The organism is Pseudomonas sp. RP-B7, from assembly GCF_059803535.1.
Genome location: NZ_JAPFHC010000038.1, coordinates 34970 through 52358 on the forward strand (window position 1 = coordinate 34970; position 17389 = coordinate 52358).

General features: G+C 62.7%; 15 protein-coding genes. 4 read left to right on the top strand and 11 right to left on the bottom strand.

All coding sequences use genetic code 11. The annotated features are described in order from the left end of the window. Positions 1-145 precede the first annotated feature (145 nt). The 5 genes from ycaC to OPU96_RS25405 form a co-directional block, all read right to left on the bottom strand. Positions 146-763 carry an isochorismate family cysteine hydrolase YcaC gene (gene ycaC, locus OPU96_RS25385; RefSeq protein WP_192296414.1) on the bottom strand — a complete coding sequence of 206 codons (618 nt, stop codon included), beginning with the start codon at positions 761-763 and terminating at the stop codon, positions 146-148. 28 nt (positions 764-791) lie between these two features. Next, complete coding sequence (locus tag OPU96_RS25390) at positions 792-2630, bottom strand: amidohydrolase (RefSeq protein WP_226457476.1); 1839 nt, start codon at positions 2628-2630, stop codon at positions 792-794. Next, positions 2627-3217 carry an antibiotic biosynthesis monooxygenase gene (locus tag OPU96_RS25395; protein ID WP_305391042.1) on the bottom strand — a complete coding sequence of 197 codons (591 nt, stop codon included), beginning with the start codon at positions 3215-3217 and terminating at the stop codon, positions 2627-2629. The genes OPU96_RS25390 and OPU96_RS25395 overlap by 4 nt, the downstream gene beginning before the upstream one ends. A gap of 230 nt (positions 3218-3447) precedes the next feature. Further along, on the bottom strand, positions 3448-4410 hold the full coding sequence (locus OPU96_RS25400; RefSeq protein WP_226457474.1) for a hypothetical protein: 963 nt from the start codon (positions 4408-4410) through the stop codon (positions 3448-3450). 123 nt (positions 4411-4533) lie between these two features. Beyond that, positions 4534-5448, bottom strand: a complete 915-nt coding sequence (locus tag OPU96_RS25405; RefSeq protein ID WP_305391044.1) for a LysR family transcriptional regulator — start codon at positions 5446-5448, stop codon at positions 4534-4536. A gap of 204 nt (positions 5449-5652) precedes the next feature. On the opposite strand from OPU96_RS25405, the gene OPU96_RS25410 reads away from it, so the two are divergent. Then, positions 5653-6051, top strand: a complete 399-nt coding sequence (locus OPU96_RS25410; protein WP_226457472.1) for a helix-turn-helix domain-containing protein — start codon at positions 5653-5655, stop codon at positions 6049-6051. Positions 6052-6109: 58 nt separating this feature from the next. Next, on the top strand, positions 6110-8872 hold the full coding sequence (locus OPU96_RS25415; RefSeq protein WP_498559916.1) for an ATP-binding protein: 2763 nt from the start codon (positions 6110-6112) through the stop codon (positions 8870-8872). Here the strand turns inward: OPU96_RS25415 and OPU96_RS25420 are convergent. Further along, positions 8819-10270 (bottom strand): ATP-binding protein, encoded by a 1452-nt coding sequence (locus OPU96_RS25420; RefSeq protein ID WP_305391045.1) that lies wholly within the window; start codon positions 10268-10270, stop codon positions 8819-8821. The genes OPU96_RS25415 and OPU96_RS25420 overlap by 54 nt on opposite strands. 148 nt (positions 10271-10418) lie before the next feature. After that, entirely contained in the window at positions 10419-11369 is a 951-nt protein-coding gene (locus OPU96_RS25425) for a GlxA family transcriptional regulator (RefSeq protein WP_192296421.1), read from the bottom strand. A gap of 182 nt (positions 11370-11551) precedes the next feature. Here OPU96_RS25425 and OPU96_RS25430 point away from each other — a divergent pair, with 182 nt between their 5' ends. Beyond that, entirely contained in the window at positions 11552-12274 is a 723-nt protein-coding gene (locus OPU96_RS25430) for a pirin family protein (RefSeq protein WP_498559917.1), read from the top strand. A 95-nt stretch (positions 12275-12369) separates the two neighbouring features. Here the strand turns inward: OPU96_RS25430 and OPU96_RS25435 are convergent, their stop codons facing one another. From OPU96_RS25435 to OPU96_RS25450, 4 genes are all read right to left on the bottom strand, one after another. Next, on the bottom strand, positions 12370-12801 hold the full coding sequence (locus OPU96_RS25435; RefSeq protein WP_498559918.1) for a hypothetical protein: 432 nt from the start codon (positions 12799-12801) through the stop codon (positions 12370-12372). Positions 12802-13062: 261 nt separating this feature from the next. Next, positions 13063-13851 carry an ABC transporter ATP-binding protein gene (locus tag OPU96_RS25440; RefSeq protein WP_498559919.1) on the bottom strand — a complete coding sequence of 263 codons (789 nt, stop codon included), beginning with the start codon at positions 13849-13851 and terminating at the stop codon, positions 13063-13065. Continuing rightward, on the bottom strand, positions 13845-14834 hold the full coding sequence (locus OPU96_RS25445) for an ABC transporter permease (RefSeq protein WP_463984826.1): 990 nt from the start codon (positions 14832-14834) through the stop codon (positions 13845-13847). Before OPU96_RS25445 ends, OPU96_RS25440 begins: the two co-directional genes overlap by 7 nt. After that, the gene (locus OPU96_RS25450; RefSeq protein ID WP_498559920.1) at positions 14821-15879 is read right to left on the bottom strand and encodes an ABC transporter substrate-binding protein; all 1059 of its coding nucleotides are present in this window, start codon (positions 15877-15879) and stop codon (positions 14821-14823) included. Before OPU96_RS25450 ends, OPU96_RS25445 begins: the two co-directional genes overlap by 14 nt. 239 nt (positions 15880-16118) lie before the next feature. Here OPU96_RS25450 and OPU96_RS25455 point away from each other — a divergent pair, with 239 nt between their 5' ends. Next, on the top strand, positions 16119-17063 hold the full coding sequence (locus tag OPU96_RS25455) for an aliphatic sulfonate ABC transporter substrate-binding protein (RefSeq protein WP_498559921.1): 945 nt from the start codon (positions 16119-16121) through the stop codon (positions 17061-17063). Positions 17064-17389: the final 326 nt, after the last annotated feature.

Here is a 17389-nt window from a genome sequence, read left to right on the forward strand (position 1 = left end):
GGAGCTGGCTTCTGTGGGAGCGGGCTTGCTCGCGAAAGCGCTCGGTCAGTTGGAACATCTTTGACTGACACGCCGCATTCGCGAGCAAGCCCGCTCCCACAAAAACCCGGCTCCCACAGGGTTCAACGGTGTGATGCAGAACCGCTTACTTGGCAGTAAACGCCGAGTAGCTGTTCATCAGGTTGCGGTAGTTGGGGATGCGCGGCGACAGCAGGTTGGCCAGGCCTTCCATGTCGTTGCGCCAGTCACGTTGCAGCTCGCACGCCACCGCAAACCAGTTCACCAGTTGTGCACCGGCGGCGGTCATGCGTGCCCAGGCAGCCTGCTGCACGGTTTCGTTGAAGGTCCCCGATGCATCGGTGACCACGAACACTTCAAAGCCTTCCTCCAGCGCGCACAAGGTCGGGAACGCCACGCACACATCGGTCACCACACCGGCAATGATGATCTGCTTGCGACCGGTCGCCTTCACGGCCTTGACGAAATCTTCGTTGTCCCAGGCGTTGATCTGGCCAGGGCGGGCGATGTACGGCGCGTCCGGGAACAGTTCTTTCAGCTCAGGCACCAGCGGACCGTTGGGGCCGCTTTCAAAGCTGGTGGTGAGGATGGTCGGCAGGTTGAAGAACTTCGCCACATCGGCCAGGGCCAGGACGTTGTTCTTGAATTCGTTCGGCGAGAAATCCTGCACCAGCGAGATCAGGCCAGTCTGGTGGTCAACCAACAGTACAACGGCGTCATCTTTGTTCAAACGAGGGCTAGCCATAGTTCAACTCCTTACGGGGGATGGGAAATCAGAAAGCAAAGCAGGAACAGCCAAACGCGCCCCAGAAACCCTGGAAGTCGCTGACCGGCACGCTGGAAAGCCGGGCCTTTTCATGGCTGTGGGAATGCACGCCGCACGGGCCGCTGCACTGGTGAACCTGGGCCTGCAACGGCGAACTCGGGCGCCAGTGCCCCGGCACCTTGACCACCGGCGACCAGTCCGGCAGCACCGGCACGCGTGGCGGTGCGACATCTTCAAAGTCGCCGGCGCCGTAGACCACTTTGCCGCCGACCACGGTGAGGACCGACTCGATCCACTTGATGGCTTCTTCATCGACGCTGAAAAAGTCCGCCGACAGTGCGGCGACGTCCGCCAACTGGCCGACCTTGATCTGGCCCTTCTTGCCCTGCTCGGACGAGAACCAGGCGCTGCCATGGGTGAACAGCTCCAGCGCGGTCAGGCGCGGCAGGCCTTCGGCGTGCAGCTCCAGGCCGCCCACGGTGCGGCCGCTGACCATCCAGTACAGCGAGGTCCACGGGTTGTAGCTCGACACGCGCGTGGCATCGGTGCCCGCGCCGACCGGCACGCCTTCGGCGAGCATGCGCTTGATCGGCGGCGTGGCTTCGGCGGCCTTGGCGCCGTAGCGCTCGACGAAGTACTCGCCCTGGAACGCCATGCGGTCCTGGATCGCAATACCACCGCCAAGGGCGCGCACGCGCTCGATGTTTTTCGGCGTGATGGTTTCGGCGTGGTCGAAGAACCACGGCAAGCCGTTGAACGGGATGTCGCGGTTGACCTTCTCGAACACGTCGAGCATGCGCGAGATGGATTCGTCATAGGTAGCGTGCAGGCGGAACGGCCAGCGCTGCTCCACCAGGTGGCGGACCACCGGCTCCAGCTCCTGCTCCATGGTCAGCGGCAGGTCCGGGCGTGGTTCGAGGAAGTCCTCGAAGTCGGCGGCGGAGAACACCAGCATCTCGCCGGCGCCGTTGTGGCGCAGGTAGTCGTCGCCCTGGTGCAGGGTCACGCTGCCGGTCCAGTTCTTGAAGTCGGCGAGCTCTTCCTTGGGCTTCTGGGTGAACAGGTTGTAGGCGATGCGCACCGTCAACTGTTCGTCCTTGGCCAACTGCTCGATTACCGCGTAGTCGTCCGGGTAGTTCTGGAAACCACCGCCGGCGTCGATTGCGCTGGTCAGGCCCAGGCGATTGAGTTCACGCATGAACTGGCGGGTCGAGTTGACCTGGTACTCCAGCGGCAGTTTCGGGCCCTTGGCCAGAGTCGAATACAGGATCATCGCGTTGGGGCGCGCCACCAGCATGCCGGTGGGGTTGCCGTTGCTGTCACGCACGATCTCGCCGCCCGGCGGGTTCGGCGTGTCCTTGGTGTAGCCGGCCACGCGCAGGGCGGCGCGGTTGAGCAAGGCGCGGTCGTAGAGGTGCAGTACAAACACCGGGGTGTCCGGCGCGGCCTGGTTGAGTTCGTCCAGGGTCGGCATGCGTTTTTCGGCGAACTGGAATTCGTTCCAGCCACCGACCACGCGCACCCACTGTGGCGTCGGGGTGCGGTCGGCCTGGTCCTTGAGCATGCGCAATGCATCGGCCAGGGATGGCACGCCTTCCCAACGCAACTCCAGGTTGTAGTTCAAGCCACCACGGATCAGGTGCAGGTGCGAGTCGTTGAGGCCCGGGATCACGGTGCGGCCCTTGAGGTCGATGACCTGGGTGCCGCTGCCGCGCAGGGCCATGGCTTGAGCATCGGTACCGACGGCGACAAAGCGCCCTTGGTGGATGGCGACGGCGGTGGCGCGCGGGTTTTCCCGGTCCACCGTGTGGAACTGGCCATTGAACAGAATCAGATCGGCGTTCATAGGGTTTCCTTTACAGAGGCTTCAAGCCAGGGAGCGAACAGGCGGGTGGCCGCCGGCATCAGCAGGTAGACCACCAGCAGCACGATGGTCAGGGTGATCAGGAACGTGGCGACCACATAGTTGGAGAGCAACGGGTGCAGGCGCAGCACCGGGCCCCAGATGATCGGTACCAGCAGGGTCAGCGGCAGGATCACGCACAGCGTGACCACGGCTTGCTTCCAGCGCGGCGGCTTGGCGGCGTTTTCGGTTTCGGGGTTGAACCAGAACTCGTTGACGGCACCGATTTCGGTGTTGTCGCCGTCGGCCAGCATGGGGGCGGCTTCGGCGATCAGGGTCTTGCGTTCGGGGGAATCGAGCCACTGTTCCAGAGCATCGGTGGAGCGGTAGCGCAGGACGCAGGTGAACAGCGCGAGCTTGTTTTGTTTGCTGCGTACGACGTCCACACCGAGGTGGCCGGGGCGTTCGCCGGCAATGCGCACGATGCGGCGTAGCCAGGCTTCGTAGTCGGTTTCGCGGCCTGGCTTGACCAGATGCTTGACGACCAGTGTGACGACTTCGTCGGGGCTGGTTTTAGGTGTAGGGTCCATGACGTTTGATTCCCCCCTGGAGAGTTGAGCGATGGGGGGAGTTTGGTGGGGATTGGGGATGGGGAATTGGATGTATGTGCTGTTTGGGGTGGGTGGGTTGGGTACACACCCGTTACCGAACAAACGGATATGCACGCCAAACCTTAAAGCACCGGCGCCATGTGTTCGCCCATCCGCCCACGCGTTTGATTGTTCGCGGGGCTCAATAACAACACCTCAGGTTCTAGACTTCAGGCCTTCTTTTCATAGCCAACCCCCTGAAGAGAAAATTTCACTTGGGTACGCCTATCAAACTTTTTTGTAATCTCCTGGGTGCCGGTTATTGAATTCGCGAATCGACCATACAAGCCTCTGCTATTGACTGAACCGTTTCTAACACGGCCTCTGTCGTCTGTACTAAAGGGAGCAAAAAAACTGCCACTTGTCGGCGCAATCTGTGAACTTCGGTCGATCCCCGCGCCATAGTGTTCAACAAATCCAACATTGGAGCCGGCCAATGCAACTTTCTGATCGACATCAATATCTTTCACATGCTGTCTGGGCCCAGGCTTATCGGGGTCCGTAACATCCTGAACATAGGCCTTTAGCCGCTTGGCGTTATCGGGATCTCGCTCTACTGTCAGGTTATATTTATGACCAAACTTGAAATCTACCAATGTGCTATTACTGCCCCCTGGTCCTCCATCCGCCTCGGAACGACCTTTGGGAGCGCTGAAATGCGGACCAAATCCGGAAAACACCACCAGTGCCTTACCGTCACCGCGTGGCTGCATCCCAATGTAGCCAGTCCCCAGCTTATTACCTTTTTCATTATTGACGCCGAACTGCATCGCGTAATAGATCCCGCCATCCTTGCTGCTCTTGCGTTGAGCGCCTTTATCGATAGTTATTGGAAACGTGATATTGCTCAGTCCAGGGCTAGGCGCATAAATACTGTAACTCACACCGAATAGTCCATTCGGCGCGGTCGCCTGTTTTTTTATTTGAAGTTTTGGCTCACTGACCCTGTCAAGCTTTGACGTCACGGTAGTTTCCGCAGCGCCGGCATGTGCTGCCGGCTGCGGGCTTTTGCGGTGTCCTTCACTGTGACTACTGCGCTGCTCATGCAGCACACTCGCCGAGGATAAACCTGGTGTGAGAACAGACGTTTCAGGTGCTATCTGTGGAAACAGTGGTAAGTTGCCAATGCGCATAGGAGTAACTGCCTTCGCTGGAAAAGTCCCTCCATAGTAGAAAGCCTTTACTCAAAGAGGCTGTCAGTAAAACGACTCGGACGTCCTGGATTTTGCTTAATTCTGGCGCGGGTTGGTCGGCGATCAAACCTGAAGCGCCCGCGCCATATGCTCAGCAATCCGCCCACGCAACCAGCGCTCCGCCGGATCATTGTCATGCACCCCACTCCACACCATCGACAGCTCCGCGGCATCAATCGCAAACGGCGGATCTTCCGCCCGTAAGGGGGTGCCTTCGGTCAACGCACACGCCGCATAATCCGGCACTGTCGCAATAATCTGCGTACCCGCCAACAACGCCCGCAGCCCACTGAACTGCGGCACCGCCAGCACCACCCGGCGGGCCCGGCCGATCCGGGCCAAATCCAGATCAATGTTGCCGCTCAGGTCTCCGGAGAACGACACCATTGCATGGGGCCGCGCACAGTACTCATCCAGGGTCAGCGGCTCGACACCGTCGTCCCCGCGCAGCACCTTGCACGGAATATCCCGCAGTTTCTTGCGCTTGGCATTCGCCGGTAATTCCGTGGTGTAGCTGACCCCCACGGAAATCTCGCCACTGGCCAGCAACGCCGACATCAGCAGGTAGTTCGCGCGGCGCACCACCACGACAATCCCGGGCGCCTCTTCACGCAGTTGGCTGAGCAACGGTGGGAACAGGCCAAACTCGGCGTCGTCGGACAGGCCGATACGAAACACCGCACAGCTGGTTGAAGGGTCGAAGTCCTTGGCGCGGCTGACGGCGCCCGAGATGATGTCCATGGCCGGTTGCAACTCCTTGAGTATCGCCACGGCACGTGGCGTGGGCTCCATTCCCCGCCCGTTGCGCAGCAGCAACGGATCGTCGAACAGGTCGCGCAGGCGGCCCAGGGCGGCACTCACCGCCGGTTGGCCCATGAACAGTTTTTCGGCGACCCGGGTCAGGTTCTTCTCGAACATCAGCGCCTCGAAAATCACCAGCAGGTTCATGTCGACGCGACGCAGGTCGTTGCGATTCATAGCGGTATCCACACGATTGGCGAACCGCCAGATAAGCACGCAGAACGCCGCCTGGATTGCACGCCTGTGCTGTCTTTTCAACGCCCGGACCTGGCGAAATTAACAACGATTAACTCGTCAGCCGGGCGGTCAGGCGCCAAGAATGTGTCGGTCTACACTGCATCCATCCACCGGGAACGCTCCCATCGACTACGGATATTCGTCATGGCCCGACTCGAGCAACTTGCTCCCCGTTTATCTGCAACCGGCGGCCTGTGCTCGCGCCGCGAACAGATTGCCAAGCAACTGATCCTCGCCAACCTTGGGGAAAGCCTGACCATTGCCGAACTGGCCCAGGCCTGCGCCCTGTCGCGCAGCCACTTCTCCCGTGCCTTCAAGTGCAGCACCGGGTTGTCACCCCAGGAATGGATCCGCCAGCAGCGCATCCAGCGGGCCAAGGAGCTGATCACCGGTTCCGACTTGAGCCTGACGCAGATTAGCCTGGAGTGCGGGTTCTGCGACCAGGCGCATTTCTGCCATATGTTTACCCGCAGCGTCGGTGTCAACCCGATGACCTGGCGAAACCACCAATCGCGTCACAAACCACAGGTGATTGCGGCCTAGTGGTCTGCACACGCCTGGAATATGCTGGCCAGACCCTTTTCCAGGAACGTGGCCGCCCATGAGTGACCTCAGCGACCAGGCCGTGCAGTTCGGCCCTTACCGCATCCACCCGCGCCAGCGCCTGGTGCTGGAAGGCGGCCGGCCGTTGCGCCTGGGGCGGCGCGCGGTGGATATCCTGCTGGTCCTGCTGGAACAGGCCGGCAATGTGGTGAGCAAGCAGGAATTGATGGCCCGCGTGTGGCCCAAAAGCGTGGTGGAGGACGGCAACCTGCGGGTGCATATGGCGGCGCTGCGTAAGGCCTTGGGCGATGGCCAGGCCGGGCAGCGCTATATCGTGACGGTGGCCCAACGCGGCTACAGTTTTGTCGCACCACTGAGCATCGAACCGATGAGCCTGCCCACCGAGGGTGCATCACCGCGCCCGTGCCATAACCTGCCACTGCGGCGCACGCGGATGATCGGCCGCCAGGCCCTGATCGACGCACTGGTGCAGCAGATGCCCGTGCTACGCTTCATCACCCTGACCGGCGCCGGCGGCATGGGCAAGACCACCGTGGCGCTGCGGGTTGCGGAGTTGCTGATCGGGCATTACCGCGACGGCATTTGCCTGCTCGACCTGGCGCCGCTGAGCACGCCGTCGATGATTCTGCCCAACCTCGCCGCCCTGCTCGACCTCACGCTCACCGAGGCGCAACCGCTGCTGTCCCTCGCTCGAAACCTGCAATCGCGCCAACTGTTGCTGGTGATCGACAACTGCGAACACCTGCTGGACGACATCGCGCTGATCAGCGAAACCCTGCTGCGCCACGCGCCAGAGCTGCACATCATCGCCACCAGCCGTGAAGCGTTGCGCGCCGAGGGTGAATCGGTGCAGCGCCTGGAACCGCTGGCCTGCCCGCCCGCCACCGGCAACCGCGCCCAGGCCCTGGGCTACCCGGCCTTGCAGCTGCTGATCGAGCGGGCCATGTCCCACCAGGACAGCTTTGCATTGAGCGAAGCTGAACTGCCGCTGGCGATTGATATTTGCCAGCGCCTGGATGGCATTCCCTTGGCCATCGAGTTGGTCGCTGCACAGATCGAACGCTTCGGCCTGCAAGGCTTGCGGGTACAGATGGAAGACAACTTCCGCCTGCTGATCCGTGGCCGCCGCAACGCCCTGCCCCGTCAACAAACCCTGCGCGCCACCCTGGATTGGAGCTTCGACCTGCTCACAGGTTGCGAGCAGATTTGCCTGCGCCGCCTCGCGGTATTCCGCGGTAGCTTCAGCCTGGCCAGCGCGGCGGCAGTGATCGCCGGGGAGCGTATCGCACCGCTCGAAGTGCTGGGTTCCATCACCCAATTGGTCGCCAAGTCGCTGTTGAATGTGGAGGCTGGCGATGACGAGGTGGTCTATCGCCTGCACGACATCACCCGCACCTATGCCCTGGAAAAACTCAGCGGCGCCAACGAGCTCGACACCACCCGCGAGCGCCATGCCGAGCGCTGCCTGGCGCTGATGGAGCAGGCGCAGGACGATTGGGAACTGATCGCGACCCAGGCCTGGCTCGACCGCTACGCCCCCTTGCGCGAAGACATCCGCGCCGCCCTCGACTGGGGCCTCGGCGACCAGGGCGCCCATTTGCTGGGGATTCGTCTCACCGTCAGCGCGATGCCGTTGTGGCAAGAGCTGTCGCTGCTGCGCGAACACGGCCTGTACGTGGGCAAGGCCCTGGCGCGCCTGGGCCAATCGACCACACCGAGCCAGCGTTTGCGCATGGCGTTGCAACTGGCGCTGGGCAGTTTTTCCTATCACACCCAGGGCGGCACGCCGCAAACCATCGAGGCATTCGCCTGCGCCAGGCGCCTGGCTGAAGCTGGCAAGGACCTGGCCGGCCAGTTGCGCGCCGTGTCGGGCCAGATGGCGGTCAGCCTGTGCTGCGGCAACTATCGCGAAGCCTTGGTGCAGAGCCTGCACTTCGACCAACTGGGGCCCCAGGCCGACCCCTTGCTGGACCTCAGCGCACAACGCCTGCGGGTGCTGGCGCAACACTTCGCCGGCAACCAGGCGCTGGCCTTGCACAACGCCGAGCAGGTGATCCAGCGCATGGCCCAGAGCGGCCATCTCAACCGTTTTACCCATGGCTTTGGCGTGCAGTACGACCAGAGCGTGGCGTCGTTGACGATCCTTGCACGCATCCAGTGGCTGCGCGGTTTCCCGGAGCGCGCGGCACGTACCGCCGATCAGGCGCTGGCATTGGCGTTGCAGATCAACCATGGCACCTCGATCTGCTACACGCTGGCCCTGGCCGGGGTGGTGATCGCCCGCTACAACGGTGACACCGACGCCACCCGCGAGCAGATGGACTTGCTGCTGCAACAGGCGCAGAAACACTCGGCACAGCTGTTCCACACCTGGGCACGCTGCTACGCCGGGACGCTACCGATGGCAGACGTGCAGGGCCTGGGGCTGGTGGAGGACATCCTGCTGACCTTCAACGCCATCGCGGTGAGCGATGCAGTATTCGAACGCGCCAGCAACGGCATGGCCGGCTGGTGCACCGCGGAGATCCTGCGAGTACGTGCCGAAAGCCTCGACGACAAGCGCGCCGCCGAAAGCCTGCTGCTCGAAGCCCTCGGCCTGGCGCACCAGCAAGGCGCCCTGGCCTGGGAGCTGCGCAGTGCCACGGCGTTGGCGCGGTTGTGGCAAAGCCAGGGGCGCGTGCAGGCGGCGCGTGACCTGCTGGAATCGGTTTACGGTCGGTTCAGCGAAGGCTTTGGAACCGCGGATCTAGTCCGAGTACGCTGCCTGCTCGACGAGTTGCAGGACAAACGACCGGCCTGAAAACGGCCCCAGGTAATGCCCGTAGCCCGCTTGCAAACGCGCCACCTGCTGCGGGTCGCGCAGTTGCGCCAGGGCGTAGCTGCGCAGGCTGTTGAGCAGGCGATAGCGCGCAGGCCCAGGGCCCGGTTCCTGCGCCAGCAACGAAGTGCCGACCAGCCGTGCCAGCAGATAGGCCAGGTCGGCATGTTCCAGTTCGGTGCCCGCGACCAGTTCGATCAACACGGGCAAGCTCACGGCCATCTTGAACAGGCCCATTTGCAGGAACAGCCAGCGCTCCGGCAGGCTCAGGCGTGCGTAACTCCAATCCAAAGCCGCCGTGAAGGACTGGTGGCGCTCCACCGCCGTGCGGCGCCCGCGCGTCAACACCTGCAAGCCACTGCGCAATTGGCTTTGCACGCCCTGTATGCCGAGGGCTTCGACCTGGGCGGCCGCCAACTCCAGGGCCAATGGCAGGCCATCGAGGCGCCGGCAGATCTCGCGCAGCGGCGCCAGGTCCTGGGGCCGCAACTCAAAACCCTGCTGGCCGGCCCGCACCCGCGCGACAAACAGTTGCACCGCCGGCGCCGTCATCGCCTGTTCGACACTGCCCCACGCACATGGCGCCGGCAGGGGTAGCCGGGGCACGCGCTGCACCCACTCACCGGGCAATTGCAGCGCTTCGCGGCTGCTGAGCAAGACGCTGACCCGGGGCGCGTGCTGCGCCAGGGCGCGCACCAGATGGCGACAGGCACTCAGCAGCAAATCGGCACCATCGAGCACCAGCAACAGTTGGCGCGTTGCCAAGGGTTTGCACAGTGCCTGGGTGCTGGCACAGGGTTCCAGGCCAAGCGCCTGGGCCAGATGGTGCAGCATCTGGGTGGGCGCTTGCACGGTCGCCAGGTCCACCCACCACACACCATCGCGGTAACGCGGCAGCATCCGTTCGGCCAGGGCCAGCGCCAGGCTGCTCTTGCCCACGCCGGCGCAACCGGTCAGGGTCATCAGGCGTTGCCCGCACAGGCGCCGCGCCAACACGCCCAGCAGCTCATCGCGGCCAATCAGCGGGCTGAGGCGCACTGCCAGGTTGTGCCGGGACTGGCTGACTTGAGCAGCGCCCTGCACCGGCGCGACAAAGCTGTAGCCGCGCTGGGGGTCGTTGATGATGCACGGCTGGCCATCAAACGCACGGCGCAGCGCGGCAATGTGCACGCGCAGGTTGTTCTCCTCCACTACGCTGCTGGGCCAGACGCGGGCGATCAGGGTGTCCTTGCTGACAAACTGCCCCGGCACCTCCAGCAGCACCGCGAGGATGTCCAGCGCCCGCCCGCCCAGCGGCACCGGAAAGCCAGCCTTGCTGACCAGCCGTTGCTGCGGGTGAAAGGTGTAGCGGCCAAAGCTCACCGTGGGCGCGTTGTTCATCTCGATAAAGCGCTGAAACACCCGGCCTTGGGCGTTTGCGCATCCTTTTTTATGGGCGTGGAGCTATCTTGCCAGCTCGCCGTGACAGGACAATGCTGGCACGGGGAGCCACACGGACATTGGAGTGCGCGAGACGGCCATAGCGTCCTTAACTGAATTGCTGGCGGTACTGAGTCGGGTTGAGGCCGAGTTTCTCGCTGAACAGAGAACGCATGTAGCGCACACTGCCGAAGCCGGCATGGAAGGCCACGGTCTTGAGCGGCAGGTCAGTGGTTTCGAGCAAGTGGCGGGCCCGGTCGATGCGCGCGCCCTGCAAAAATGCCATCGGCGTCATTTGCACGTCCTTGGCAAATACCCGGGCAAAGTGGCGCGCACTCATCCCCGCCAGATCGGCCATCGAATCAATGGTGAACGGCTGATCCAGATGCGCCAACACGTGGTTCTGTACCCGCGTGATCGGCGTTTCCTGGGGCGCTACCGCCGCAGTCATCGGGCTGAACTGGGCTTGGCCGCCCTGGCGTTTCATCACCACCAGCAGCACCTTGGCCACATCCACCGCGACCTGCTTGCCGTGGTCCTGGGCGACCACCGACAGCGCCAGGTCGATACCGGCGGTGACGCCGCCCGAGGTGATCAAGCGACCGTCCTGCAAGTAAATGCGGTCGGTCTCGACGATGGCCTTGGGAAAGCCCTGGATCAGCCGCTCAGTGTAGTGCCAATGAGTGGTCACGCGGTGGCCGTCGAGCAGCCCGGCATGCCCCAGCACAAACGCGCCGGTGCAGATCGAACCAAAGCGGCGCGCCTTGGGGGCGCTAGCCTTGAGCCACGGTAGCAACGCGGGATGGCATTCGTTATAGGCACCAGGGCCGCCGGGCACCAGCAGCAGGTCATAGGCGTCGTGGGCGTGTTCCAGCAACAGATCGGGCTGCACCAGCACGCCATTGGACGCACGTAGCGCGCCGGGCTCGGTGCCGACGGTGAGGATGCGGTAATGCTCGGCCACTGGCAGGTAGCGGTTGGCAATCGAAAACACTTCGAGCGGCCCGGCCATGTCGAGCAACAGGAAGTCCGGGAACAGCGCCATGGCCACGGTTTTCATAGGGGCGGCAAATCCATCGAATAAGGTACGGGCCGGGCATTATGGCACGTCTTATATTGTCAATCTCAAGGGGACAGTTATTCAAATTTCAGCTTCTTAATGAATATACGGATAACCATTAACCTTCTTCTCAACGCCAGCGCACTGCATCTCGCAGCCAACGCTCACTTGAGGACAAGACCATGCTGACCCTTCGCAAAGCTTCCGAACGCGGCGCCGCCAATCACGGTTGGTTGAAGTCGTTCCACACCTTCTCGTTCGCCAACTACTGGAACCCCAACGAGCAGGGTTTCTCCGACCTGCTAGTGATCAACGATGACCGCGTCGCCGCCGGCAAAGGCTTCGGCCAGCACCCGCACCGCGACATGGAGATTTTCTCCTACGTGCTCGAAGGCGCCCTGGAACACAAGGACACCCTCGGCACCGGCTCGGTGATCCGTCCTGGCGACGTACAACTGATGAGCGCCGGCAGCGGCGTGGCCCACAGCGAGTTCAACCACAGCCAGACCCGTGGCGTGCACTTCCTGCAAATCTGGATTGTGCCGAACGTGGTCGGTGCCGAGCCGCGCTATCAGCAGGAGCACTTCAGCGAAGCGCAGAAACGCGGACGCTTGCAGTTGATCATCTCGCCGGACGGCGCCGACGGTTCGCTGAACGTGCGCCAGGATGCGCGGGTGTATGCCGGGCTGTTCAACGGCGACGAAAGCGCGACCCTCGACCTCGCCGCGGACCGCCACGCCTACATCCACGTGGCCCGTGGCAGCGTTGAAATCAACGGCCAGCGCTTTGCCGAAGGTGACGGTGCGCGAGTGCGCAATGAGCAGCAGATCCACCTCAGCCACGGCGACGACGCCGAGGTGCTGGTGTTCGACCTGCGCCCTCAGGAACTGCCACGCATGCCGTGACCGGCACGGCGATGGCCCCTCGAAACGGGCCATCGCTGGCGTCGATAGTCACCATCAGCGCAATGAAGTTCTCTTAAAAAATGCAACGCGTAACATCAAACCCATACCCGGCAACACCCAACCTTAAACATCTGGAGCACACCATCATGAAACGCCAAATCCTGCTTAGCCTCGCTTTCTCGGTACTCGCTGCAAACGCTTTTGCTCATCCTGTTGTCGCTGAAGGCGGTGCAGACCGCTTGATTGAAAGCCGCGTTGCCGAAGGTGGTGCGGATCGCCTGCAAGGAAATCGTGTCGCCGAAGGTGGTGCGGATCGCCTGCAGGAACGTGGTCTGGCTGAAGGCGGTGCAGATCGTCTGCAGGAACGTGGTCTGGCTGAAGGCGGTGCGGATCGTCTGCAGGAACGTGGTCTGGCTGAAGGCGGTGCGGATCGTCTGCAGGAACGTGGTCTGGCTGAAGGTGGTGCAGATCGTCTGCAGGAACGTGGTCTGGCTGAAGGCGGTGCGGATCGTCTGCTGGGCAACCACGTATAACCCGCACTGTTCGCGGGGTACTCCAAACCGGCCTGATCAGCCGGTTTTTTTTCGCCCCGAATAAACCCGGATATTTGCCCCCCTCAAAACACGACCTGTAGTGAGCGGGCTTGCCCCGCGCTGGGTGGCGAAGCCGCCCCAACACGACCGACGCGGTGTTTCAGGGAGGTCGAGGTGCCTGGGTTTGGGGCGGCTTCGCCACCCAGCGCGGGCAAGCCCGCTCACTACATGGCTCTGCCTGTTTCGGGTCGGTTTCTACCAGTTTTCTCCCAGCCCGAGCAGGCCCAGGATCTGCCGCCGCAAGTCGACCAGATACGGATCATCACGATGCCGGGGGTACGGCCGTTCGATGGTCAACTGTGCCTGGATTTTTGCCGGGCGATCGCTGAATACGATCACGCGGTTGGCCAGCAGCAAGGCTTCTTCCACGTCATGGGTCACCAGCAACGCCGTGTAGCCCTGGCGTTGCCACAACTCGATCAACTCTTTTTGCATGGTGATGCGCGTCAGGGAGTCCAGCTTGCCCAGCGGTTCGTCGAGGATCAGCAAGCGCGGTTGATTGACCAGCGCACGGGCCAACGCCACGCGCTGCGCCATGCCGCCGGACAACTGGCGCGGATAGGCGCGGGCGAACTGGCGCAGGCCGACCTTGTCCAGGGCCTCATCGACCTTGGCCGAATGCGTCTTGAGCAAACCCTGGGCTTCCAGGCCCAGCGCAACGTTGTCCCACACCCGGCGCCAGGGGTAGAGGGTCGGGTCCTGGAACACCACCACGCGGCTCGGGTCAGGCCCGGTGATGGGTGCGCCGTCGGCGAGCAAGCGCCCGGAATCCGCCGGTTCCAGCCCAGCGACCAAGCGCAGCAGAGTGGATTTGCCGCAGCCGGAAGGACCGAGCAGTGCGACGAATTCCCCCGGCGCCACGTCCAGCGACACCCGTTCCAACACCGGCAAATGCTCGCCGTCCAGGGCAAAACCGTGGCTGAGGTTGTCGATGCGCAGCGCCAATCCCGTCGACGCCGATACCGCGTGTGCCAGGGCTACCATTTCATCGCTCCTTTCTGCCAGGCCAGCAAGCGGTCACGCACCAGAAACAACCCGGTGATCAACCCCGAACAGGCCAATGCCATGATCAACAGTGCGGCGTACATATTCGCGTAAGCGGCCCAGCCTTGGGCCCATTGCAGATACCAGCCGATGCCGGATTTGACCCCCATCATTTCCGCCACCACCAGGGTCGAAAACGAGGCGCCCAAGCCCATGAACAAACCGACGAATACGTGGGGCAGCGCCGCCGGAATCGCCACTTTGAAAATCAGGAAGCCTTGCTTGGCGCCGAGGGTGCGTGCCACGTCGTAATAGGCCTTGTCCACGCTGGCCACACCGGACCAGGTCAGCACCGTGACCGGAAACCAGGTGGCCAGCGCGATCAGAAACACACTCGCGCTCCAGCTGCTCGGAAACAGGAAAAAGCACAGCGGCAACAACGCCGTCGACGGCACCGGGCCAAGGATGCGCAGCAGCGGGTGCAGCCAATAGCCAATACGCGTTGACCAACCGATGGCGACACCGGCGATAAACCCGCTGATCGCCCCCAGCGCCACGCCCGAACCGAGCAGCAACGCGGAGTTGAGCAGGCTGTCGGCCAGGCGTGCGTAGTCTTCGACGTACACCGCGAGCAAGGCCTGGGGTGGTGCAAAAAACGGCACCGGAAGGAGCGCGAGTTTGGCGGTGAGCAGCTCCCAGATGCCCAGCAGCACCGGCAAGGCGATCAGCCACGGCGCGCCAGTACGCAGGCGCTGGCCCAGTTTGGCGATACGCAGACCGAGCAGGCTCAGCACAACGAACAAGACCGCCAGACCCACGCAGAGATTCGCCAAGCCCTGGGTCATCGGCCAATGGCGCACCGCGTTGGGCCAGTAGCTGATCAACAGCGCGACGGCCAGCCAGGCCGCCACCACGGCGGCGCCCTGCCCCCAGGCCTTGAATGTCAGCGGCGGGTTGAGGGTTGTCGCGTCAGCTGAAGACATCGGCGGTGATCTCCTTGGCAAACTCCGCCGGGTCAGTACTCTTGCTGATCACTTCGACGGTTTTCAGGTCGGTGACGTAAGTCAGGATTTCCTCGGTCAACGCCGCGCCCACCGCGTGGTGGCCGTGGGTGTGGTCGTGAAGGATCGCCTGCACTTCTTCCACCGAAGTGTTCAGCGCATGGGCCTGGAAGCCTTTGGCGACCGCTTCCGGGTGTTGCACGCTATAGTCATGGGCTTCGAGGATCGCCTGGGTCAGCGCCGCAACCACGCGTTTGTCTTCGCGCACCAACTTGCCGGTGACACCGACCACGCAGCAACTGAGGTTGGCGTATTCCTCCACCAGGTTGGTGGACAGTTCCCGCGCCACGCCGGACTTGATCAGGCGATACATGAACGGGTCGCTGCCGCTCACCGCCTGCACTTCGCCGCGCTCCAGGGCGGTGCCGAGCAAGTCGGCGGGGTACAGGCGCCACTCCACGTCACGCACCGGGTCAACGCCGTGTTTTTTCAGCAGGATCGAGAAGAAATTGCGGTCCGGGCTGGCCATGTCGGTGACGCCAATGGCCTTGCCCTTGAGGTCTTCCAGCTTGCTGATACGGCCATTCGCGGCACTGAGCAAACGCAGGCAACCGCCGTGGGTACCGGCGGTGAGTTTGACGTCGAAGCCCTGCTCCAGTGCCTTGAGCCAACGCAGCGCCATGCCCACGCCCGCATCGGCCTTGCCGGTGGCGATGGCCTCCAGCAGCACCTCGGTGGAGTTGCCGAAGTTGACCAATTCCACGTCCAGGTTGTGCCGGGTGAAAAAACCCTGCCCGTGGGCGATCACCACCGGAGCCAGGCATACGGCGTTGAGGTTGACGGCCAGCTTGAGTTTGCGCGGGGCGTCGAGGCGGATGAAATCGCCAGTGCCCGAGGGCTCCTGCGGCGGGTGGTGGCCGGCGTGTTCGTCGGCACCGAAAGCCTGGTGCGGCAGCGTCAGGCCGGCCAGGGTGATGCCGGCCATGCCGAGCAAGTGGCGACGGGTCAAATGGTCGAATGCAGCCATGGAGAGTTTCCCTTCAAAGAGGCCAGCAGCCATATGCCAAAAATTGCACAGGGCTCGAAAATAAATCGCTTTCGATTATATTAATGACGAATGATTATGAAAGGACCCTATAATTCTATGGTTATGCCCGATTCGTCGGATCGCGGAAAAAGTGCCCTAAGCTAAGATCGAAAGAGTATTTATCGAATAGTTTTTAGAACTTTAAGATTGGCCGCATTCCGTTGAAGATCGAGCCTGCCATGTCTATCCGTCGCCCCCTCGCCGCTGCATTCGGGCTGTTGGCCCTCTGCGTTGCGATCAGTGCCGAAGCCCGGGAGACCCTGCGTATCGGTTATCAGAAGTCGTCCACCCTGATCACTCTGTTGAAGACCCAGGGCACCTTGGAAACAGCCCTCAAGGCCGAACACATTGACGTGTCCTGGCACGAGTTCCCCAGTGGCCTGCCGCTGCTCGAAGCGTTGAATGTGGGCAACGTCGACATCAGCGCCGACGTCGCCGACACCGTGCCGATCTTCGCCCAGGCGGCCCAGGCCAAACTCACCTACTTCGCCCAGGAAGCGCCCTCGCCTTCGGCCCAGGCCATCGTGGTGCGCAAGGACTCGCCGATCCAGCAGCTCAGCGATTTGAAAGGCAAGAAAATCGCGGTGACCAAGGCCGCCGGTACCCACTATTTGCTGATCGCTGCACTGGCCAAGGCCGGGTTGGCATTCGCCGACATCGAGCCCGCCTACCTGTCCCCCACCGACGGCCGCGCCGCGTTCGAGAACAATAAGGTGGATGCCTGGGTCACCTGGGAACCCTTCCTCGCCGGCGTGCAGCGCCAACTGCCGACCCGCACCCTCACGGACGGCAGCGGGCTGGCCAGCTACAAGCGTTACTACCTGACCGGCACCCCGTACGCCAAGGCCCATCCCGAGGTGTTGAAGGTGGTGTATGAGCAGTTGGAAAAAGCCGGGAAATGGGTGAAGAGCAACCCGCAGGACGCAGCAAAAGTGCTCGGCCCGCTGTGGGGCAACCTGGATGTCGCCACGGTGGAAGCGGCGAATGCGCACCGCAGCTACCTGGTGCAGCCGGTGACGGTCGAGCAGTTGGGTGAACAGCAGAAGATTGCCGATGCGTTCTTCAAGGCGGGCTTGCTGCCCAAATCCGTGGATGCCAAGGATGTCGACACCTGGAAGCCGTAACCGGGTCAACTGTGGAACGGCCTTGGGTGCAAGGACGTGAAGGGCATTAGGCGCTTGCTGGAGGTCGCCCAGGCACTGCCAATCCTTGTGGGAGCTGTCGAACTTTAGTGAGGCTGCGAAGGCGGTGGGACTGTTGGTAGAGGTGTTGGCTGAACCAGCGCTTTCGCGGGCAAGCCCGCTCCCACAGGTGATCGGTGTTGGCGGGCCGTCAGTGCTCGGCTGGAGATCGCCCAGACACTGCCAGTCTCCTGTGGGAGCTGTCGAACTTTAGTGAGGCTGCGAAGGCGGTGGGACTGTTGGTAGAGGTGTTGGCTGAACCAGCGCTT